The following is a 21,694-nucleotide window of genomic DNA, read 5'->3' as shown; positions in this document are numbered from 1 at the left end:
CTAATTATAGGGACGGGGTATGGCCATTTCAAGACAGGGACTTGATACGGGTTTTCCCTTGGACGTGAAATTCTCGAGGGATATCGCCTTGGAGAGCCATTGAAAGGGGAGCTTTAGCCACTTAACGTGCATTTGCCGCTCCGTGTAATTTCGACCAAACTGTACATGGGTCGCCGCACGACAACGACAAACATCAAGCCCGCCGCCCGGATCACCCTCCATGAACGTGGAATCCCACTCCCGTCGCCGCAACCGCGCCGGTCGCGATCCCTGCCGCACCTTGCGCAACTCGGCCGGCGTGCTTGCATTGCCGTGGCCCGAGTGGCTGCGTCACTACCACCGCGACTGGCTGAAGCCCGATGTCATGGCCGGGCTGACCGTTGCGGCAGTCGTCATCCCGAAGGCCCTCGCCTACGCCACCATCGCGGGCCTGCCGGTCGAGGTCGGACTCTATACGGTCTTCGCGCCGATGCTGATCTACGCCATGCTGGGAACCTCGCGCCCGCTCAGCGTCAGCACCACGACCACCCTGGCGATCCTGGCAGCAGCCGCGCTTAGCGATACCACGAAGGCAGGCGGTACCGCGAGCTTGCTGACGGCTTCGGCCACGCTCACCTGCCTGGTGGGCATCATCCTGGTCGCCGCCCGCTTGCTGCGCCTGGGCTTTGTTGCCGATTTCATCTCCGAGCCCGTCCTGATCGGCTTCAAGGCCGGGATCGGGCTGGTGATCGTGGTGGACCAGCTTCCGAAGCTGCTCGGCATCCATTTCCAGAAGGGCGCGTTTTTCCACAACCTCGCAGCCATGGTCCAGGGCGTTCCCCACGCTTCGCTGGCAACCATGGCCGTTGGGGTCACGGTCCTGGCGCTGCTGATCGGCATGGAGCGCCTGGTGCCGCGCGCGCCGGCACCGCTGATCGCGGTGGGGATCGGGATTGCGGCAGTCAGCCTGCTCGGGTTGCAGTCTCATGGCGTCGAAACCGTTGGCCATGTCCCGACTGGCCTGCCGCCCCTCACGCTGCCGGATCCCGATCTGGTCATGCAGCTCCTGGTACCGGCCATGGGCATCGCCCTGATGAGCTTTACGGAAACCATCGCAGCCGGACGCGCCTTCGCGCAGAGCGGCGAACCCGCGCCGGACCCGAACCGCGAGCTGCTGGCCACGGGGTTCGCCTGCCTGGGTGGCGCATTCCTCGGCGCGATGGCTGCCGGCGGCGGGACCACGCAGACCGCGGTGAACCGCCGCTGCGGCGCCAGATCGCAGCTGGCGGGACTGGTCACTGCGGCCGTCGCGCTGGGCGCGATGCTGGTGCTGGCACCGCTGATCGGCCTGATGCCGGAGGCCGCGCTGGCGGCAGTGGTCATCGCCTATTCGGTGGGACTGATCCAGCCGGCGGAGTTTCGCGCCATCCTCGGCATCCGGCGCACGGAGTTCATCTGGGCAGTGGTAGCCTTTGCCGGCGTCGTGCTGCTAGGGACATTGAACGGCATTGCCGCCGCCATCATTGTTTCGCTGCTGGCGCTGGCCTACCAGACTTCCGATCCGCCAGTCTATGTCCTGGCACGCAAGCCCGGCACCAATGTATTCCGGCCGCAGTCCGCCGAGCATCCCGCCGACGTGACCTATCCCGGCATGGTGATGCTGAGGCCGGAGGGCCGCGTCTACTTCGCCAATGCGAGACACATCGGGCACAAGATGCGGCCCATCATTGCTGCAGCGAATCCCCGGGTGGTGGTGCTCGACCTTGCCGGCGTCTTTGACCTCGAGTACACGGCGCTGCGGATGCTGACGGAAGCCGAAAAGAAGATGCGCGAAGGCGGCGTGATGCTCTGGCTGGTGGAACTGAATCCCAATGTGCTGGAGATGGTTCGGCGGTCATCCCTTGGGGACACACTCGGGCGCGAGCGCTTGTTCCAAAGCATGGATCTTGCGGTCAACCACTACCTTGCGAACAAGACCGCTACGCCCGCCTGAAGCGCGAATGCATTGCGCAGCAACCGCCGCGAGCCTGGCGCCTGGGCCGGCCATCGTACTGGCGCAAGGCGACATCGCCGAGCGCGTACCGTGGCGACGGATGGCGTGCGGCGTTGGCGCCGCTGTCGCAAGCGCGCAACATCTTCGCCACGGCGCGCTTGTAGGAGTATTCCGGCCCCGCTTCGGCGCTTGCCCGACAGCGCAACACCGCCTCGCTGCCTAGACTGAGGGCACCGTTGCATTCCCGCTTCGGCAGGGATGTGCGGCCTACGCCGCGCCGGCGCATCCGTCGCCGGCGTCTCGGACAACGACTCCGGAGGTTCTCCATGGATCTGAAACAGCCCGCTCGCCTTCCCAAGATCGTCGGCGCGATTGCCGCAGGACTGGCAGGCCTCACTTGCGCCACGGCGATTGCCCAGACGCCGGCCAGCCCGGCCACGCCGGCAACTCCGGCCGCCCAGGGCATGCCGGCCACCCCGGCAACCCCAGCCGCCCCTGCCGCCGCGGCAGGCTCCCAAAGTGCATCGCCCGGCATGACCCAGGTCCAACCACCCAAGGATCCACTGGTCGAGCGCCGTGAGGCACGCCAGAAGGCCTCGGCCGAGTACAAGGCCAAGAAGAAGGCGGCCAAGGGCGAGTACAAGCAGGACGTCGGCGCTGCCAAGCAGGAGCGCAAGGTCGAGAACAAGGCCGCGGACGCAGTGGCCAAGGACCAGATGGCCGCGCCTAAGCAATAGCGCCAGCCGGCGCAGAACGAGGTGGCCGGGATCAGCAGGCCACCTTCTTTTTTTTGCCTGTCGTCTTCCCTCCTTTTGCCCGCGGGAGCATCGGGGATTGGCGGCTTGTAACAAGCCGGATCGCGCCTAGACTCGATAAGAACAAGTCGCGCGCTTTTTCGCCCGGCTCGCCATCTGCGCCATGCCCGCTCTCCGCCCGCACCACTGGTTTACAGGCCTGCTCCTGTCAGGCCTGATGGCCGCGTTCAGCCTGGGCAGCACGTTTGCCGTAGCACAGCAGAAGCCGGCGCCGGCGTCGGCACCCGCGGCGGCGCCGGCTGCGAAAGCCGCGGCCGGCACGGCAGCGCCCGCGAAGCCGCGCGGGCTAAACCTGGCCAACAAGCCGCGCACAGGCGACTTCGACGTGATGGTCAACAGCCGCGTCATCCGCGTGCTGGTGCCATACAGCCGCACCCTCTACTTCAGCGACAAAGGTCACGAGCGCGGACTGACCGCAGAGCTGGTGCGGGAATTCGAGCGCTACCTGAACAAGACCTACGCCGATCGTCTTGGCAAGCGTCCGCTCACCGTGATCATCATCCCCACCACGCGCGACCACCTGCTGCCCGACCTGGCGGCGGGCCTGGGCGATATCGCCGCCGGCAACCTGACCGAGACCGAGACCCGGCTGAAGCAGGTTGATTTTTTCGCGCCGCGTGACCGCAAGCCGGTGCGCGAGCTGATCGTGACCGGCCCCAAGTCACCGGCGCTGAAGAGCCTGGACGACCTGGCAGGCAAGACCGTCCACGTGCGCCGCGCAAGCAGCTACTACGAAAGCCTGACCGCGCTGAACGAGCGCCTGCGCCAGTCCGGCAAGGCGCCGATGCACCTGGTGCTGCTGCCCGATGCCCTCGAAGATGAAGACGTGCTCGAGATGGTCAATGCGGGCCTGCTGGCAATCGTGGTGGTCGATGACTGGAAGGCGGCGATGTGGGCGCAGATCCTGCCTGAGATCAAGGTGCGGCAGGACCTGGCGGTGCGCGAAGGCGGCTATACCGGCTGGGCCTTCCGCAAGAACAGCCCGCAGTTGCGGCAGGCAATCGACGATTTCTATATCAACCACGTCAAGAAGCAGGGCGTGGCGGAATACCTGCTCAAGCAATACATGCGCCGGATCAAGCAGATCAAGAACAACACTGAAGATGCCGAATACAAGCGCTTCCAGCAGACCGTTGCCTTCTTCGAGAAGTACGGCAAGGACTATCACTTCGACCCGCTGATGCTCGCCGCACAGGGCTTCCAGGAATCACAGCTCAACCAGCAGGCGCGCAGTCGCGTGGGCGCCGTCGGCATCATGCAGATCATGCCCGCCACCGGCAAGGAACTGAATGTGGGCAATATCAAGATGGTCGAGTCCAACATCCACGCCGGCGCCAAGTACATGGACCGGCTGATGACCAAGTACTTCCCCGACGCGCACTTCTCGGAATCGAACCGGCCGCTGTTCGCCTTCGCCAGCTACAACGCCGGGCCGGGCAATATCGCCAAGATGCGCAAGGAGGCTGCGGCGCGCGGGCTGGACCCCGACAAGTGGTTCAACAATGTCGAGATCGTGGTGGCGGAGAAGATCGGCATCGAAACCACCACCTATGTGCGCAACATCTTCAAGTACTACGCGGCCTACCGGCTCATGGAGGACAGGGAAGCCGCGCGTGAGCGGGCACTGAAGGAAGTCCGGAAGTAGCCTGCCACCGGCGCCCGCGCTGGCAGGACGGCGGTGGAACCGGGCCGCGCCAACCTGCGCCCGGCCACGCGGCAAGGATCAGTCGGCCAGGCCGCTGCTGTCGATATAGCCCAACGCATCGCGCACCGCGCGCCGGGCCTTGAGCACATAGCAGACCTGGCGCTCGCGGATGGACAGCGCCACCACTTCAGCCTGCATCAGTTCCTGGAACATGTGTGCGGCACGCGGCAGGCTCAGCCCGGCCAGTTGCGCCAGAGCGGCGGCGGGCAGCCCGCCCTCGCCGGCTTCCAGCAGCGCGCGGCAGATCCTGGCGCGCGCGGGTTCGGTCATCAGGGCAAGCGTCAGCGCGCTCTCTTGGGTCTCCATGGCCACACCTCGATCCTCTGGCGTTGTGCTCCGCCGCCCACCAAGAGCGGCTGCCGGCCCTCTCCAGGCGCCGTTTTCCAACGTTCTACGCGGCTCGCAGGGCAAAGGCAATAGGGCCGCCCACGGGCTGCGCGATTACAACACCAGCCGTCACGCCCGCGGGCTCCAGGGATCCGGCGGGCGGCGCCTACATGACCTCGATCACGCCGTTCATGGTCTCGTGCCCCGATCCGCAGAAGATGTCGCACAGGAAGCCATAGTTGCCGCTGCCGCGCGCCGTTGCCGGCAAACGCACGGTCGCGCCTGGCGGCACGTCGGCACGCACGCCGAAATCCGGCACGCTGAAGCCCATGATCACGTCCTGTGCCGTCAGTTCGAATACGACCGACTCGCCGGCACGCAGCGGGATGTGATTCGGGGTGAAGACGAACTTGCGCGCGTGGACACGAATGACGCGCGGCGCCGCCGCATCGCCCCGGCCGGTGCCGGCCAGCACGGCCGCCCCGAGGCCAAGCATCCAGGCCAGCGCCGTGCGCCGCCCGACCATCGATGACATTCTCATGGCCGGCTCCGGTCAGGCCGCGATCGGCTGCTCGGCCAGCGCGAACGCGCCGGGCGCCGGTTTCGCTTCGATCTCGCGCCAGCCCAGTCCGCGATAGGGCTGCGCGGCATCCCATGGCACCGGCAGGCGCTGCGGCTGCGAGCCCGGCGGCGGCAGCGGGAACATCAGCGAGCGTGCGGCGTGATGCGCAATGTGGCCCGTCGTGTGGTGATGTTCCTGATGGATGTGACCGTAGAACACGGTCACGTTCGGATAGGGCATCAGTGTGTCGATCACCTGCGCGCCGTCGCGCGTGGCCCAGTCCCATTGCGGATACAGGTCGAACAGCGGGCGGTGCGTGAACACCACGATGCGCGCGCCCTTCGGTTGCCGCGCGAGGTCCGCCGCCAGCCATGCGCGCTGCGCATCCCCGACCCGACCGGCCGGATCGGAAACGTTGTCCAGCACAATGAAATGCACGCCCTTGTGATCGAAGGTGTAGTGCGTCGGCCCGAACAGCTCCTGGTAGGCCGCGCCCGCATCGAGGCTGGCGTCGTGCTCGCCCGGCATCAGGTGGATCGTCCTGACGCCCAGGCCGGCAATCACGGACTGGAACTCGCGCAGGCGCCGGCGGCGCTCCTGCGGATCGTCGGTGGTGTGCGTGAGATCGCCGGTGAACATGATGAAGTCGGGCGGCTGGCGCAGCGCATTGACGGCGGCGACGGCCTTGGGCAGCGTGCCGCGCGCATCGGGATTGGCCGGCCCCTGGAAGCCCCAGTGTGCGTCCGACAGCTGCACAAAATAGAAGTCCTCATCGCGCCCGAAGGCCCAGCCCGGGAGCCCGGAGGCAAATACCGCGCCGCCTGCGGCGCCTGCCAGCCTAAGGAAATCGCGGCGCTTCAGTGTGTCCATGGTGCCTCCGTCTGGTTGCAGGGATGTGCCTGTCATACCGGCTTGCGGGGAGCTTTATTCCCCGCAATGCGGAACCGCAGAAAATCCGCGCGCAGTGGGAATAAACTGCATGGAACGCCGGTATACAGAGGACGTGCGCCACCGGCGCCGGCGCACAAACCGACCAAGGCACGCATGGATCACGCATCCGACGAACGCCGCCGCTTCGATGAGCTGGTGCTGCCGCACCTGGATGCCGCCTACAACCTCGCGCGCTGGTTGTCGGGCAGCGCCAGCGAGGCCGACGACGTGGTCCAGGAAGCCTTCCTGCGCGCTTACCGGCTCTTTGGCAGTTTCCGCGGCGAGCAGCCGCGGCCGTGGCTGCTCGCCATCGTGCGCAATACGTGGTTCACCACCTGCCAGAAGCGCAAAGCGGCCGGCGAGGTGTGCGGCTATGACGACCTGCGCGAGAACCAGCCCCTGCCGGCCTGGCACGATGGCCGGGACGACCCTGAGCAGTGGCTGCTGCGGCAGGAAGACGTGCGGCTGGTGCACCGGGCGCTGGAGCAGCTGCCGGTGGCGTTTCGCGAAGTGCTGGTGCTGCGCGAACTGGAGGAGTTGCCCTACCGCGACATCGCGCGCGTCGCGGATATCGCCATCGGCACGGTCATGTCGCGGCTCGCGCGCGGGCGGCGCATGCTGGCGGCTGCCGTGACGGCGCTGCAGCAGCAGAGTACGGCGCAAGGGCCGGCACACGTTCGCCCGCCATCCGGTGCGCTGGCGCCGCCACCGCACCCCGCCGGGGAGACAGGTCATGGACTGCAATGAGGTTTGCGAACTGCTGCCCGCCTGCGCCGACGACGAACTCGGCGCGGCGGAAAGCCTGCGCCTGGAGCAGCACCTGGCGCAATGTGCCGCGTGCACGACCGAACTGGGACGCCTGCGCGCGCTGCGCACGGCGGTACGGGAGGGCGCGGCTTACCATCGCGCAGGTCCCGCCCTGCGCGCCCGGATCGCTGCCGCGCTGCCCGCGGCCCGCGTGCCGGCAGGTGGAGAGGCATCGCGCTCGCGCTGGCTCGACTGGTTTGCCTGGCGCCCCGCCGTCAACGCCGGGCTGGCGGCGCTGACCGTGGCATCGATGGCGTTCGGGCTGACGCTGTTCCTGCTGCAGGATTCCCCGCAAGACGCCATGGCGCGTGAAGTTGTCAGCGGCCACGTGCGCGCGCTGATCGCCGACCACGCCGTCGACGTGGCATCCACCGATCGCCACACGGTCAAGCCATGGTTCAACGGGCGGCTGGATTTCGCGCCGCCGGTCCAGGACATGGCGGCCGAAGGCTTTCCGCTCGTTGGCGGACGGCTCGACTACCTCCACGGGCAGCGCGTGGCGGTGCTGGTCTATCGACGCAACCAGCATCCGATCGATGTGTTCGTGCTGCGCGGCGCGGGTGCGCGCAAGGCGGCGCCGGGCTTTGACAGCACCCTGACCCGGCAGGGCTACCAGATCACGCACTGGCAGGCAGGCGGCATGGACTACTGGGCCGTGACCGATGCCTCGGCGGCCGACCTGCAGCGCTTCAGCAAGGCATGGCGCGTGGCCGGCGGTGGCACGCCATAGCGCTCGCGCCGCCGCCGGTCATCGTGCCAGGCCCGTCTACGCCATCACGAACGGCAACTGCCGCTGGCGCTTGCCGGTCAGCGTGAACAGCGCATTGGCCACCGCCGGCGCGATCGGCGGCACGCCCGGCTCGCCCAGGCCGGTGGGGTTCTCCTGCGAGGGCACGAAGAACACGTCCACCACCGGCGCATCGGTGATGCGCGGCGGCGGATAGTCCGGGAAGTTGCTGTTCTTCACGGCGCCGTTCTCGATCTCGATGGCAAACCCCGGCCTGGTCATCGCCAGCCCGAAGATGCACGCGCCCTGGATCTGGGCCTCGGCCGACATCGGGTTGACCACGCGGTTGGCATGCACGCCGGCGGTGACGCGATGCACGCGCGGCTCGCCCTTCACCACCGAGACGTCGACCACATACGCCACCACGGTGTTGAACGACTCGTGCACGGCCACGCCCCAGGCATGGCCCTTGGGCAGCTTGCGCTTGCCATAGCCGGACTTGTCCACCGCCAGCTGCAGCGCGGCGCGGTGGCGCGCGTGCTTCTTCTCGTCAAGCCGGGCCAGGCGGAATGCCACCGGGTCCTGCTTCGCGGCGGCGGCCATTTCGTCGGCCAGCGTTTCCTTGACGAAGGCGGTGTGCGTGTTGCCCACGGAGCGCCACCAGAGCACCGGCACGTCCACCTGCGGATGGTGCACAGACATCTGCAGCGGCAGGTCATAGTCGTTCTCGACGATGCCCTCGGTCATGGTGGCATCGACGCCGTTCTTGACCATGAAGGCCTCGAACGGCGTGCCCTTCAGGATCGACTGGCCGACGATGGTGTGCTGCCAGCCCACCACCTTGCCCTGCGCATCCAGCCCGATGCGGGCGCGGTGCAGGTGCAGCGGGCGGTAGTAGCCGCCGCGGATATCGTCCTCGCGGCTCCAGACCACCTTGAGCGGCTCGGTGTGGCCGGCGGCCACCCAGGCCTTGAGCACGTTGGCCGCCTCCACGATGTAGTCCGAGGTCGGCACCGCGCGCCGGCCGAAGCCGCCGCCGGCCATCATGGTGTTGAGCACCACCTTGTCCGGCGCCAGCCCCAGCGTGCGCGCCACCGCGGCCTGGTCGACGGTCTGGAACTGCGAGCCCACCCAGACCTTGACCGACTGCACCTTGCCGCCGGCCACTTCCGGCTGCAGCGTGCAGTTCAGCGGCTCCATCGGCGCGTGCGCCAGGTACGGGAAGCGGAAATCGGCCTCGATCTTGCGCGCGGCACCGTTGATGGCCGAGCCGATATCCCCGCTCCCCGCGCGCGCCACCGTGCCGGGCTGGCCGGCCAGCTTTGCGTACTCGTCGAAGAGCGCCTGCGATGACACCTTCGAGCCCGCGTCTTCCCACTGGATGTCGAGCGCATCGCGGCCCATCTTGGCCGGCCAGTAGCCGCTGGCAATCACGGCCACGCCGCTACCGCCGCGGTCGACCGGCACCTGCAGCACGCCGCGTACGCCCTGCACCGCGCGGGCCTTGTCGGCACTGAAGCTCTTGACCTTGCCGCCAAAGCGCGGCGGGCGCGCCACCACGGCCACCACCATGCCCTTCAGGTGCGTGTCGATGCCGAACGGCGTGGTCGCGTCCATCTTGCCGCGCGAGTCCAGCCGCGGCGTGGGCTTGCCGACGATGCGGAACTGCGACGGGTCTTTCAGCGTGACCCGCTGCGGCACGGGCAGCTCCATCGCCGCGGGCGCCAGTTCGCCGAAGGTGGCGCGATGGCTGCCGGACGTGATGGCGCCCTGCTCCACCTTGCAGCTGGCCGGATCAACCTTCCACTGCTGCGCGGCCGCTGCCACCAGCATGGCGCGGGCGCGCGCGCCCAGTTCACGATATTGCTCGAACGAGTGGTTCAGTGCCGTGGAGCCGCCGGTCATCTGCATGCCGAAGGCGGGGTCCTTGTACGGGTCGCCAGCCGGCGCCAGCGTGGCGCGCACGTTGCGCCAGTCGGCGTCCAGCTCTTCGGCCAGCGCCATCGGCAGCGCGGTGTGCACGCCCTGGCCGAACTCGAGCCGGTTCACGGCCACGGTGACGGTGTTGTCCGGCGCGATGATCAGGAACGCCTGCGGCGGCGGCGCTGTGGTCCTGGGCCTGGCCGCGTCCTGCGCCTGCGCCAGCGGCGCCACGCCCAGTGCCAGCCCGCCGCCGGCCAGGCCGGTCAGCTTCAGGAAACTGCGGCGGTCCAGCGTGGCGATACCGCCGTGCTGGACCGCTTCGCCATCATTGCCGCCCTGGCCGCCGGCCAGTGCCTCGATGCCTCGGATTCGCATAATCACTCCTCCCGCTTAGGCCAGCGCACGGGCGGCGTCTTTGATCGCCGCGCGGATGCGCTGGTACGTGCCGCAGCGGCACAGGTTGCCGGCCATGGCCTGGTCGATGTCGGCGTCGGTGGGCCGCGGCTTGGTGCGCAGCAGGCCGATGGCGCTCATCACCTGCCCGTTCTGGCAGTAGCCGCATTGCGCCACGTCATGCTTGAGCCAGGCGTCCATCACGGCGCGCCCGACCTTGTCAGTGCCGATGCCTTCGATGGTGGTGATGCGCGCGCCAGCAGCGGCGGATACCGGCGTCACGCAGCTGCGCGTGGCCTGGCCGTTGACGTGCACGGTGCAGGCACCGCATGCGGCCATGCCGCAGCCGAACTTGGTGCCGGTCATTTCAAGGTTGTCACGCAGCGCCCACAGCAGCGGCGTGGACGGGTCCACGTCGACTTCACGGGTCTTGCCGTTGACGTTGATATTGAGGGTGGTCATGGGGGGACACTCCTTGGGTACGTTGCCCGCTGGTTCTTTCCAGTGCCCCCGCCGGGCGCAATCATACGGCGCGCGGGCACTGCCCATGCGCCGCAGCCTGGCGCAAGGGACAAGTGAGGATAGTGGAATTTCGGTCACCTTGCCGAACACCATGCGCACTACCCTGCCCCCGGATCCGTTTTGCACGAACTTTGGGCATGCGGCGGCTGTCCCTCATGAATCCCTTCGCCTTCCGATTCCTGTCGCCGCAACAGTGCCATCGACTATTCCAGAACACACTTATCCCGGCGCCTCCACGGCACCGGCCCCGCACGCCACCGCTGCCACGCGCGTGCCCGCTGCCCAGTCCCCGTCGGTGGCGCGGCTCGACAGCATCCAGGCCCTGCGCGGGCTGGCCGCCGCGTTCGTGGTGGTCTACCACTCCGGCCTGGCGCTGGGCGGCGCCGATGCGCCGGCGCTCAGCTGGCTGACCGACAACGTGATCAAGCGCGGCCATGTCGGCGTGGACGTGTTCTTTGTCATCAGCGGCTTCATCATCGCCTGGGTCGCGGTGCTGGCCCGGCCCCAGCCTGAGCGCCCGCTCAGCTTCATGATCCGGCGCTGCTGCCGGCTGGCGCCGCCGTACTGGACCATGTCGGCCATCCATGCGCTGCTGCTCAATCCGGTCACGCCGGCGGTGTTCGCGGCGTCACTGGCATTCCTGCCGACTGCCACCGGCCACGCGCCGTACTACGGCTATCCGGCGCTGTACGTGGGCTGGTCGCTCAACTATGAGCTGGCGTTCTACGCCGCCTTCGCGCTGGGCCTGCTGCTGGCCGGGCGGCGCGCGCTGCTGGTGGTGCTGGGGGTCTTTGCGTTGACCACGCTGGTGCTGCCGTGGTGGCGCTTCGGCGCGCTGGCGGCCGATCCCGCGCAGGGCTACCCGTTCGCCACGCCGTGGCTGGCCATGGCCAGCAATCCGCTGGTGCTGGAGTTCCTGCTGGGCTGCGGGCTGGCGTGGGCCTACGCGCGCTGGCGCCACCTGCTGACGCCGGCCATCGCGGCGGGCATGCTGGCAACCGGTTGCGCCGCGTTCGCGCTGTCGCTGCCGCTGGTCGGGCCCGACTTCAGCCTGGCCGGACGCGGGCTGCCCGCGGCGCTGCTGCTGGCCGGCGCCGTGGCGGCCGAGCACGCCGGCGTGCTGCGCGTGCCGCGCGCGCTGGTCTGGCTGGGCGAGCTGTCGTATGCGCTCTACCTGACGCACCCCACCGTGATCGAGGGCGTCAAGCGCCTAATGCCCGAACTGGCGCCCGACCAGACCGCGCTGCAGCTGCTGCGCTTTGCCATCGATGCCGGCCTGGCGCTGGCGCTGGCCTTGCTGCTGCACCGTTGGGTAGAGCTGCCCGGCATCGCCGCCGGCCGGCGGCTGGCACGGCGCTGACGCGCGCGCTCAGCGCTGCGGCATGCCGGCCAGGAACAGATAAAGCGCGGTCAGGTCGGTATCGTTCATGCGTCCGAACGAATCGAACGGCATCACACGGCTCACTTCGGTGCCATCGGGCCGCTTGCCGCTGCGCATCATCGCGATAAAGGCCGAAGCCTGGCCGTAGCGCGACATGGCGCCGCCCGGCACGGGGCGCAAGTCCGCCGCGGGCGGCCAGTCGGGCGGCCCGCCCGGGATCTTGCCGCCGCGGAAGTCCGGCCTGTGACACCCCAGGCAGGCATTGGCGACGTAGCCGCCATACCTGGCCGTGGGCGCCGGCACCATTGCAGGCTGCACCGGCAGGCGGTGGTCGATCTTGGCGGCCGCGTCCTGCACGATGCCCACACCGTACAACGCCCGCACCAGCCATGGCATGCGGATCTCCGCGGGCGCCCCCATCGCCGGCGGCAGGCTGCGCAGGTATCCCACCAGCGCGCCCAGGTCCTCATCGCTCAGGCGGTTGTAATCCTCGCTGGGCATGATCAGCAGCGGCCGGTGCGAGGGTGCCACGCCATGGCGGATGCTCCGTACCCAGTCAACCGGCTGGTAGGCGGCGATGGCCGGATTGGCGCGCGTCAGGTCCGGCGCGCGCACGCGCAGGCCGCCGGGATCGTCGATCACCTGCTTGCCGCCGGCGCCGGCACCGTGGCACTCCATGCAGCCGCGCGATTCAAACAGGTACTTGCCGTGGGCAATGCCGGCGGCGTCTTCACGGATTGCGATGGGTGAAACCTTGACCTCGACAATGCGCGCCGCCTTGCGCTCGCCGACCCATACCGCGACATAGGCCGCCACGGCCACGACGACAGCCGTGCCGGCCAGCCCCCATGCCGCCACCCGCAGAAATCGCGCCATTTGCTCTCCCCTGTCCGCCGCACTGGATGCAGCAGCTTGCGGCCAGTGGGCGGGGGGCTGTCGGTGGGGAAGGCCACATAGCGGCGGCGCGCGCCTCGGTCATGCCAGCCCGGCCGGGGCCCGGTCGATGAAGCCGGTCATGCGCGCGAGCCGGCCATCGGCGGAAATCGTGGCGAAGTCGGTGCCGACCACCAGCGCCGGCTCTCCCGCCGGGCCCAGCTCCCAGGTAAAGCGCAGGTGTTCGCCGTGCGCATCAACCGGGCTCACGCGGGTAAAGCGGAACCCGGGGAATTTCCCCTGCACCGCGGCGATCATCGCGTCAATGCCAGCATGGCCGTCGCCGCGCATCAGCGGATCGACATAGCTTGCCGATTCCGTCCACGCCAGCGCGACCAGCTCGCGCCGGCGCGCGGCGTCGGTCTCGTTCCAGGCGGCGAGGTAGCGGTCGGCAAGGGCGGCGGGATCGGCAGTGACTTGGGCTTGGATGGCGGCAGACATGGCGTACTCCTGGTCTTGGTTGGGAATCCGTAAAGGGCCTGGGGTCAGGCCATGTCTGCATGATGGGCGCGGCGGGGCCGCGGCGCGATTACCCGTGAGGTTATGAACTGGGTTACCCGCGCATGCCTGATGGCTCCTACCAAAAAATTGCCCCCAGCACCAGTGGCAAGAAAGCCCCCAACCTGCCCCCTGTCCTGCCGATGGCCGCCTCCTTATCCTCGCTACATTGCCCCTACGCTGGGCGGCAGTCCGTCCGCGCATCCGGGGCCGTGCCGCCCAGGGCGCGCCGGCCAATCCGCCTCCTTCCCACCCAGACGCACCGCCTTTGCATCGTTCTCGTCCATGACGCCAGACACGGCCCCGCCGAGCCACCAGGCCGCCAACGACCATCCTGCCCCGCCGCGCCGCTGGCTGCCCTTGCTGCTGGCCGGCGCCGGCTATTTCGTGCTGGCGGCGGCGGCGCTGTGGCTGGCGCGGCTGCCCGGTACGGTGGCGGCGGTGTGGCTGCCCAACGCCTTCGGCCTGGGCCTGCTGCTGCACCGGCCGCGCACGGAAGGGCCATGGCTGCTGGCCGGTATGCTGGGCGCCAGCGTGCTGGCCAACTACGCGGCCGGCGACAGCGTCGCCACCGCGCTGATGCTGACCGGCGCCAACCTGGCCGAGATGCTGTTCGCGCTCGGGCTGCTGCGTCTGCTGGACCGGCATGCCGTCCTGGGACGCCACGGTCCGCTGGCCGCGTTTGCGGTGATGCTGGCGGTGGGCGGCATCCTGGCGCCGGCACTGGGGGCCACTGCCGGCGCCATGGCCATCGCCACGACACATGGCACCAGTTTCGCCTCGGTCTGGTGGACCTGGTGGCAGGCGGACGCGCTCGGCATGGCGCTGTTGCTGCCGATGATGTTGTCGATGACGGCGGTGCGTGTGCGCGCCGCCATCGCGCGGCTGCTGCTGGCGCCGCAGGCGGGCGCTCTGGCGCTGTGCCTGGCCATCGGCGTCGTCGCGCAGTGGCAGGGCCATGACCCGTTTGCCGCGATGTCGCTACCGCTGGTGCTGGTGGCGCTGGCCGGCAATCCGTTTGCCACCGCGCTGCTGACGCTGGTTGCCACGCTCTGCCTGCAGGCGCTGATGCTGCTCGCGCACCGCCATGAAGCGGTGCCGCTGTCGGCGGCGGTGATCATGGTGTTCCCGGTCTGCATCGCCTACCTGACCGAGCAGAACCGGCATGGCCGCGCCAGCCTGCGCAGCAGCGACAAGCGCTTTCGCCAGGCCATGGAGCATTCGGCCATCGGCATGGCGCTGGTCGGCATGGACGGCCGCTGGCAGACCGTCAACCGCGCCATGACCGAGCTGCTGGGCTACAGCGCGGCCGAGCTGCGCGAGCTGAGCTACCAGCAGCTGACCCACCCCGACGACCTGACCGGCGACCTGCGCCAGGTCGACAACCTGCTGTCCGGGCAGATCGAGTCTTACCGCCTGGAAAAGCGCTACCGCCACAAGGACGGCCACTACCGCTGGGTCCTGCTGGCGGTATCGCTGGTGCGCGACGAACAGACCGGCGAGCCGCAGCAATTCATCACCCAGGCGGAAGACGTCCACGCGCGCAAGCTGGCGCAGCAAGAGCTGGAACGGCTGTCGCGCCGCATCCAGCTGGCGACTGAAGCCGGCGGCGTGGGCATCTGGGAGTGGGACTTCACCAGCGCCGGCATCAGCTGGGACGCGCGCATGCACGCGCTGCACGGCACCGACCCCGCGGGCGGCACGCCAGTGGTGGAGCAATGGATCGCGATGCTGCATCCGGACGACGTCAGCCGCGTCAGCGGCGAGATGCGCCAGGCCATCCGCGGCGAGGCGCCGTTCGATACCGAATACCGCATCGCGCGTCCCGGCGGCAATGTGCGCCACGTGCGCGCGATGGCCATGGTCACGCGCACCGGCGATGGCACCGCGCAGGCCCTGGTAGGCACCAACTGGGACATCACCGAGCAGCGGCGCCTGACCGAGGCGCTGTTCGAAGAGAAGGAACGCCTGCACATCACGCTGCGCTCGATCGGCGATGCGGTGATCTGCACCGATGCGACCATGCACGTGACCTTCATGAACCCGATTGCCGAACAGCTGACCGGCTGGACCATGGCCAGCGCCATCGGCCTGCCGCTGGAGCAGGTCTTCCGCATCGTCGACGAAGCCACCGGCGACCCCATCCCCAGCCCGGTCGAAGCCTGCCTGCGCACGCTCGCACCCGCCTACCTGCAGGACGGTGCGGTACTGCAGAGCCTGACCGGCGAGCGCCACGACGTGCAGGACTCGGCCGCGCCCGTGCTGACCGCGCGCGGCGAGGTGCTGGGCGCGGTGCTGGTGTTCCAGGACATCACCACCGCGCGCGCGCTGCAGCGCGAGCTGGCGCGGTCGGCCATGCACGATGCGCTGACCGGGCTGCCCAACCGCACCTGGTTCGAGAAGCGCCTGCGCGAAGCCTGCGACGCGGCGCGGCTGCACGGCCACCGCGCCGCGCTGTGCTTCATCGACCTGGACCGCTTCAAGATCGTCAACGACACCGCCGGCCACGGCGCCGGCGACGTGCTGCTGCGCGAACTGGGCTACATGATCCGCAACCATGTGCGTCCCGACGACGTGCTGGCGCGCCTGGGCGGCGACGAGTTCGCGCTGCTGCTCAAGGACTGCACCGTCGACCAGGCCGAGCAGGTCTGCCAGGGCGTGATCGACGCCATCCGCGGCCGCCGCTTCCCGTGGGAAGGGCGCGTGTACGATGTGGGCGCCAGCATCGGCATCGCCGCCATCGACCTGGACGTGCCCCCGGTCAGCGAACTGATGAGCCGCGCCGACGTGGCCTGCTACGCCGCCAAGGCCGCCGGCCGCAGCCGCGTCTCGGTCTACCGCCGCGACGAGAGCGACGCCCGCCGCCACCACCGCGAGCTGGAAGTCGCCGCCGGCATTCATTCGGCGCTCGAAGCCAACCGCTTCCGCCTGTTTGCGCAGGAAATCCGCGCACTGCAGCCCGAGGAGAGCGAAGACGGCGCCGAACACCGCCATATCGAAATCCTGGTGCGCATGGTCGACGAGCATGGCGAGCTGATCATGCCCGGCGCCTTCATTCCCGCCGCCGAGCGCTACGACCTGATGGGCCATGTCGACCGCTGGGTCATCCGCAACGTGCTGCGCGGCTACGGCGAACGCCTGGGCGCCGTGCCCGGGCTGTCGGTATCGATCAACCTGTCGGCCAATTCGCTCGGCGAGCCCTTCCTGCTGCCCTTCCTGCATGGCGAGCTGGAGGCCAGCGCACTGCCCGCCAGCCGCATCCGGCTGGAGATCACGGAAACCGCGCTGATCAACAACATGGCCGCGGCCAACCGGCTGGTGGCGGAGATGAGGCGCGCCGGCTGCACCGTGTCGCTGGACGACTTTGGCTCGGGCCTGTCGTCGTTCGCCTACCTGAAGCAGTTCCCGGTGGACTTCCTGAAGATCGACGGCAGCTTTATCCGGCAACTGGCCGACAACGCGGTCGACCGCGAGATCGTCAGTTCGATCAACGACATCGGGCACCGGCTGGGGGTGCGCACGGTGGCGGAGTGGGTGGAGGATGAACGCACCCTCGATGCGCTGCGCGCGATCGGGGTGGACTATGCGCAGGGGTATGTGATCGGGCGGCCGGTGGCGCTGGACGTGTTCCTGGCCGGATGCCAGCAGCGCGACACGCAGGCATCGTAGCCAGGGCGCCGGGCCATGATAAATTCGGCGCCTGTCACATGGCCGCATGGCCAAACCCAAGGGGAACCCGTTGTCGCTCGTGTCCGACTCTATGCCGGCGCCGCTCTATGCGCGCGTCAAGCAGCACATCAGCAGCAGGATCGCTGACGGCAGCTGGCCGCCGCATCACCGCGTGCCGTCCGAGACCGAACTGGTTGAGTCCCTGGGCGTGAGCCGCATGACCGTGCATCGCGCGCTGCGCGAGCTGACCGCGGAAGGCATGCTGGTGCGGCTGCAGGGCGTGGGCACCTTCGTCGCCGAACCCAAGCGGCGGACCGCGCTGTATGCGGTGAACAATATTGCCGAAGACATTGCTTCACGCGGGCACCGGCATCACGCGCAGGTCATCAGCCTGGAGGCGGAACGCGCCGGCCCGGCACAGGCCGCGGCACTGGAGGTGGCGCTGGAGGAGCGGGTCTTCCATTCCGTGATCGTGCATTACGAGGACGACGTGGCGATTCAGCTGGAGGACCGCTATGTCAATGCCGCGGTGGCGCCGGACTACCTGGCGCAGGACTTCACCAGCGAAACGCCCTACCAATACCTGTCCCGCATCGCGCCGCTGACCGAAGGCGAGCACGTGGTCGAGGCCGTGCTGGCGCTGCCGGAAGAGTGCGGGTTGCTTGCCATCCAGCGGGGCGAGCCCTGCCTGCTGATCCGGCGCCGCACCTGGTCCGCGGGCCGCGTGGTGACGTCGGTGCGGCTGGTGCATCCCGGCTCCCTGCATCGCCTGGAAGGCCGGTTCACGTCCTAGGCCCGTAGCTGCCCGCGCGCCAGGGCGCAAGGGACTCCAACATCATTTGTGATTAAAACGCCGCGGCGGCGCTGGCCGATCTACGGGATAACCCCGATTCATACGTACTTGTATATACAGGAATATACATGCCTATGCATCGCCCAAGAAGGCGAGCGTTCCAGACCAGCACGACCGAAGGAGTTCCCGTGACCAAGACCACCACCACCACGCGTTTCCGCGACACCGAAATCCGCGCCCCCCGCGGCACCACGCTGACGGCCAGGAGCTGGCTCACGGAAGCCCCGCTGCGCATGCTGATGAACAACCTCGACCCCGAGGTGGCGGAGAACCCGAAGGAGCTGGTGGTCTATGGCGGCATCGGCCGCGCCGCCCGCAACTGGGAATGCTATGACCGCATCGTCGAGGCCCTGACCCGCCTGGAAGACGACCAGACCCTGCTGGTGCAGTCGGGCAAGCCCGTGGGCGTGTTCCGCACCCATCGCGACGCGCCGCGCGTGCTGATCGCCAACTCCAACCTGGTGCCGCACTGGGCTAACTGGGAACACTTCAACGAACTCGATGCCAAGGGCCTGGCCATGTATGGCCAGATGACCGCCGGCAGCTGGATCTACATCGGCAGCCAGGGCATCGTGCAGGGCACCTATGAGACCTTCGTCGAGGCCGGCCGCCAGCACTTCGGCGGCAACCTGAAGGGCCGCTGGGTGCTGACCGCCGGCCTGGGCGGCATGGGCGGCGCGCAGCCGCTGGCCGCGACGCTGGCCGGCGCCTGTTCGCTGAACATCGAATGCCAGCAGAGCCGCATCGACTTCCGCCTGAAGACCCGCTATGTCGATGAGCAGGCCACCGACCTTGACGACGCGCTGGCCCGCATCGACCGCTATACCTCGCAAGGCAAGGCGATCTCGATCGCGCTGTGCGCCAATGCCGCCGAGGTGCTGCCCGAGCTGGTGCGCCGCGGCGTGCGCCCGGACATGGTCACCGACCAGACCAGCGCGCATGACCCGCTCAACGGCTACCTGCCGGCAGGCTGGAGCTGGGATGAATACCGCGAGCGCGCGCAGCGCGAGCCGGCGGCGGTGGTCAAGGCCGCCAAGGCCTCGATGGCCGCGCATGTGCGCGCCATGCTGGCGTTCCAGCAGATGGGCGTGCCGACCTTCGACTACGGCAACAATATCCGCCAGATGGCCAAGGAAGAAGGCGTGGCCAACGCCTTCGACTTCCCCGGCTTCGTACCCGCCTATATCCGTCCGCTGTTCTGCCGCGGCATCGGGCCGTTCCGCTGGGCCGCGCTGTCGGGCGACCCGCAGGACATCTACAAGACCGACGCCAAGGTCAAGGAACTGATCCCCGATGACGAGCACCTGCACCGCTGGCTCGACATGGCGCGCGAGCGCATCAGCTTCCAGGGCCTGCCGGCGCGGATCTGCTGGGTGGGCCTGGGCCTGCGCGCCAAGCTGGGCCTGGCCTTCAACGAGATGGTGCGCAGCGGCGAGCTGTCGGCGCCGGTGGTGATCGGCCGCGACCACCTGGACTCGGGCTCGGTCGCCAGCCCCAACCGCGAGACCGAGGCCATGCAGGACGGCTCGGATGCGGTGTCCGACTGGCCGCTGCTGAACGCGCTGCTCAACACCGCCAGCGGCGCCACCTGGGTCAGCCTGCACCATGGCGGCGGCGTGGGCATGGGCTTCTCGCAGCATTCGGGCGTGGTGATCGTCTGCGACGGCACCGACGAGGCCGCCGCGCGCATCGCCCGCGTGCTGCACAACGACCCGGCCACCGGCGTGATGCGCCATGCCGACGCCGGCTACCAGATCGCCGTCGACTGCGCGCGCGAGCAGGGCCTGGACCTGCCGATGCTGAACCACGCATCGCGCGACTGACCCGCGGCCAGCAAGAGCCGTTCTGCCGCCGGGCCGCCACGTGCGCCCCGGCCGGCGCCTTATCGTTTTACGGAGACACCCATGTCCATCGACACCACCGCCGGCGTGGCGGTCGCTGCGCCCCAGGCGCAGCTGTCACGCACGCGCGCCATTGCCGCCATCACCATCGGCAATGGCCTGGAGTTCTACGATTTCGTCGTCTACAGCTTCTTTGCCACGCTGATCGGCCGGCTCTACTTCCCGGTCGACAACCCCACCGGGCAGCTGCTGATGTCGTTCGCCACCTTTGGCGTCGGCTTCCTGATGCGCCCGCTGGGCGGCCTGCTGATCGGCATGTACGCCGACCGCGCCGGGCGCAAGCCGGCGGTGGCGCTGACGCTGTGGCTGATGGGGCTGAGCTCGCTGATCTTCGTGGTGACGCCGCCTTACGCGCAGATCGGCATCCTGGCGCCGGTGCTGGTGGTGGTGGCGCGGCTGGTGCAGGGCTTTGCCATCGGCGGCGAGATGGGCGCATCGACCGCGCTGCTGCTGGAATACGCCGATGACCGCACGCGCGGCTTCTATACCGCATGGCAGCCGTTCAGCCAGGGCCTGGCGGCGCTGCTGGGCGCGATCACCGGCCTGGTGCTGAGCAACGTGCTGGCGCCGGCCGAGCTGGAAGCCTGGGGCTGGCGCCTCGCCTTCATGATCGGCATCCTGGTGATCCCGGTCGGGCTGGTGATCCGCCGCCGGCTCGAAGAAACCGCCACGCCCGTGCGCCATGGCGAGCACGCCGCGCAATGGCCGCTGCTGCGCCGCCATGGCCGCGAGGTGATCGCCAGCATCCTGCTGATGATCGGCCTGGCTTCGTCGACCTATATCGTCGTGTACTACCTCAGCAACTACGCGGTCAGCGTGCTGAAGATGCCGCTGTCGCTGGGCATCTGGGCGGCGTGCGTGGCGGCGCTGGTGCAGGTGGTGCTGTCGCCGTTCGCGGGCTGGCTGGCTGACCGCATCGGCCGCAAGACCGTGGTGCTGTGGTCGCGCGTGGCACTGCTGGCGATGGTCTACCCGGCCTTCGTGCTGATCAACGCCGAACCGTCGCTCATGCGCCTGCTGGTGGTGGTGGGCTGCCTGTCGGTGCCGATGTCGATGACCGCGCCGGCCTCGATGGTGCTGGTCAGCGAAGTGCTGCCGCAGCGGCTGCGCGCCACCGGGCTGTCGATCGCCTATTGCGTGGCGATCGCGATCTTCGGCGGCTTTGCGCAGTATTTTTCGACCCGGCTGATCCAGGTCACCGCTGACGTCAATGCGCCCGCGCTGTACGTGATCGGCTGCGGCCTGGTGTCGCTGATCGGTCTGGCGATGGTGCCCGAAACGCTGGGACGGCGACTGAAATGAGTTTCCTGGCGCCGGCGCAGACCGCTCACGCAGGGTGCGCCGACGCCACCCAAGCTTGTCTGGGCCTTGCTCTCCCTGTCCCGCGTGCGGGAGCGGGGAGCCTGCCGCCAGCCCCTTAAAACCGCGGGTTAACACCTACAACGCCGTTCGGATTCCCGAACGGCGTTGTCGCATTCCGGTCCGGATTCCCGAACCGTGCGCCGGAATCACATCCTTTTCTCCTTTGTATTCAACAAGTTGCACAACGCCTGCCGCCCTTTCGGCCTGGCACGGCGCGTGCAATATAGGCCGCCGCTCACAGCGCCAGACAGGTATGCCGGCATGCCGCCCGGCGTCCCGGCCGATGCCAAAAACAAAGGAGGACACACATGACCGACCCCGCCTTGCCCACCCCCTTCGCCACCCCGGCGAACCCCCGGCACCTGTTGCCGCGCTGAACCACGACAAGGCCGGCCCGGCGCCCCGACATCGCCG

Annotated in this window: 17 protein-coding genes; 10 read left to right on the top strand and 7 right to left on the bottom strand. The window is 68.6% G+C overall.

Annotation, left to right across the window (positions count from 1 at the left end; all coding sequences use genetic code 11):
* Positions 1-220: 220 nt before the first annotated feature.
* The 3 genes from RS901_RS09925 (at position 221) to RS901_RS09915 (ending at position 4,432) form a co-directional block, all read left to right on the top strand.
* Positions 221-1,972 carry a SulP family inorganic anion transporter gene (locus RS901_RS09925; protein WP_316153303.1) on the top strand — a complete coding sequence of 584 codons (1,752 nt, stop codon included), beginning with the start codon at positions 221-223 and terminating at the stop codon, positions 1,970-1,972.
* A gap of 326 nt (positions 1,973-2,298) precedes the next feature.
* Positions 2,299-2,709 carry a hypothetical protein gene (locus RS901_RS09920; protein WP_316153301.1) on the top strand — a complete coding sequence of 137 codons (411 nt, stop codon included), beginning with the start codon at positions 2,299-2,301 and terminating at the stop codon, positions 2,707-2,709.
* A 181-nt stretch (positions 2,710-2,890) separates the two neighbouring features.
* Complete coding sequence (locus RS901_RS09915) at positions 2,891-4,432, top strand: transglycosylase SLT domain-containing protein (protein ID WP_316153299.1); 1,542 nt, start codon at positions 2,891-2,893, stop codon at positions 4,430-4,432.
* Positions 4,433-4,510: 78 nt separating this feature from the next.
* Here RS901_RS09915 and RS901_RS09910 read toward each other — a convergent pair whose 3' ends face one another.
* The 3 genes from RS901_RS09910 to RS901_RS09900 form a co-directional block, all read right to left on the bottom strand.
* Positions 4,511-4,798 (bottom strand): ArsR family transcriptional regulator, encoded by a 288-nt coding sequence (locus RS901_RS09910; RefSeq protein ID WP_316153298.1) that lies wholly within the window; start codon positions 4,796-4,798, stop codon positions 4,511-4,513.
* Positions 4,799-4,985: 187 nt separating this feature from the next.
* Positions 4,986-5,360 carry a cupredoxin domain-containing protein gene (locus tag RS901_RS09905; RefSeq protein WP_013955750.1) on the bottom strand — a complete coding sequence of 125 codons (375 nt, stop codon included), beginning with the start codon at positions 5,358-5,360 and terminating at the stop codon, positions 4,986-4,988.
* Positions 5,361-5,372: 12 nt separating this feature from the next.
* The gene (locus tag RS901_RS09900; RefSeq protein WP_316153296.1) at positions 5,373-6,251 is read right to left on the bottom strand and encodes a metallophosphoesterase family protein; all 879 of its coding nucleotides are present in this window, start codon (positions 6,249-6,251) and stop codon (positions 5,373-5,375) included.
* 174 nt (positions 6,252-6,425) lie between these two features.
* Here RS901_RS09900 and RS901_RS09895 point away from each other — a divergent pair, with 174 nt between their 5' ends.
* Both RS901_RS09895 and RS901_RS09890 read left to right on the top strand, forming a co-directional pair.
* Positions 6,426-7,058, top strand: coding sequence for an RNA polymerase sigma factor (locus RS901_RS09895; RefSeq protein WP_316153294.1), 633 nt, complete (start codon positions 6,426-6,428; stop codon positions 7,056-7,058).
* A complete protein-coding gene (locus RS901_RS09890; protein ID WP_316153292.1) occupies positions 7,045-7,848 on the top strand; it encodes an anti-sigma factor in 804 nt (267 codons plus the stop codon). Before RS901_RS09895 ends, RS901_RS09890 begins: the two co-directional genes overlap by 14 nt.
* Before the next feature lie 36 nt (positions 7,849-7,884).
* On the opposite strand, the gene RS901_RS09885 is transcribed toward RS901_RS09890, so the two are convergent.
* A complete protein-coding gene (locus RS901_RS09885; RefSeq protein WP_316153290.1) occupies positions 7,885-10,143 on the bottom strand; it encodes a xanthine dehydrogenase family protein molybdopterin-binding subunit in 2,259 nt (752 codons plus the stop codon).
* Positions 10,144-10,158: 15 nt separating this feature from the next.
* Positions 10,159-10,623, bottom strand: a complete 465-nt coding sequence (locus tag RS901_RS09880) for a (2Fe-2S)-binding protein (protein WP_010813052.1) — start codon at positions 10,621-10,623, stop codon at positions 10,159-10,161.
* A 331-nt stretch (positions 10,624-10,954) separates the two neighbouring features.
* Here RS901_RS09880 and RS901_RS09875 point away from each other — a divergent pair, with 331 nt between their 5' ends.
* Complete coding sequence (locus tag RS901_RS09875; protein WP_316153448.1) at positions 10,955-12,043, top strand: acyltransferase; 1,089 nt, start codon at positions 10,955-10,957, stop codon at positions 12,041-12,043.
* Between the two features lie 9 nt (positions 12,044-12,052).
* Here RS901_RS09875 and RS901_RS09870 read toward each other — a convergent pair whose 3' ends face one another.
* Both RS901_RS09870 and RS901_RS09865 read right to left on the bottom strand, forming a co-directional pair.
* Positions 12,053-12,940, bottom strand: a complete 888-nt coding sequence (locus tag RS901_RS09870; RefSeq protein ID WP_316153287.1) for a c-type cytochrome — start codon at positions 12,938-12,940, stop codon at positions 12,053-12,055.
* A gap of 99 nt (positions 12,941-13,039) precedes the next feature.
* Entirely contained in the window at positions 13,040-13,438 is a 399-nt protein-coding gene (locus RS901_RS09865; protein ID WP_153954881.1) for a nuclear transport factor 2 family protein, read from the bottom strand.
* Positions 13,439-13,780: 342 nt separating this feature from the next.
* Between RS901_RS09865 and RS901_RS09860 the strand changes: the two genes are divergently transcribed.
* The 4 genes from RS901_RS09860 (at position 13,781) to RS901_RS09845 (ending at position 21,220) form a co-directional block, all read left to right on the top strand.
* Positions 13,781-17,164, top strand: coding sequence for a diguanylate cyclase (locus tag RS901_RS09860; protein ID WP_316153285.1), 3,384 nt, complete (start codon positions 13,781-13,783; stop codon positions 17,162-17,164).
* A gap of 46 nt (positions 17,165-17,210) precedes the next feature.
* Positions 17,211-17,957, top strand: coding sequence for a histidine utilization repressor (gene hutC / locus RS901_RS09855; RefSeq protein ID WP_013955740.1), 747 nt, complete (start codon positions 17,211-17,213; stop codon positions 17,955-17,957).
* Positions 17,958-18,145: 188 nt separating this feature from the next.
* Positions 18,146-19,840 (top strand): urocanate hydratase, encoded by a 1,695-nt coding sequence (gene hutU, locus RS901_RS09850; protein WP_316153284.1) that lies wholly within the window; start codon positions 18,146-18,148, stop codon positions 19,838-19,840.
* Positions 19,841-19,921: 81 nt separating this feature from the next.
* Positions 19,922-21,220, top strand: a complete 1,299-nt coding sequence (locus RS901_RS09845; RefSeq protein WP_316153282.1) for an MFS transporter — start codon at positions 19,922-19,924, stop codon at positions 21,218-21,220.
* Positions 21,221-21,694 lie beyond the last annotated feature (474 nt).

Source organism: Cupriavidus sp. BIC8F (assembly GCF_032465815.1).
Lineage (GTDB): Bacteria > Pseudomonadota > Gammaproteobacteria > Burkholderiales > Burkholderiaceae > Cupriavidus > Cupriavidus necator.
The sequence above is the reverse complement of the archived record's forward strand: the minus strand, read 5'-3'. Positions and strand labels throughout refer to the sequence as shown.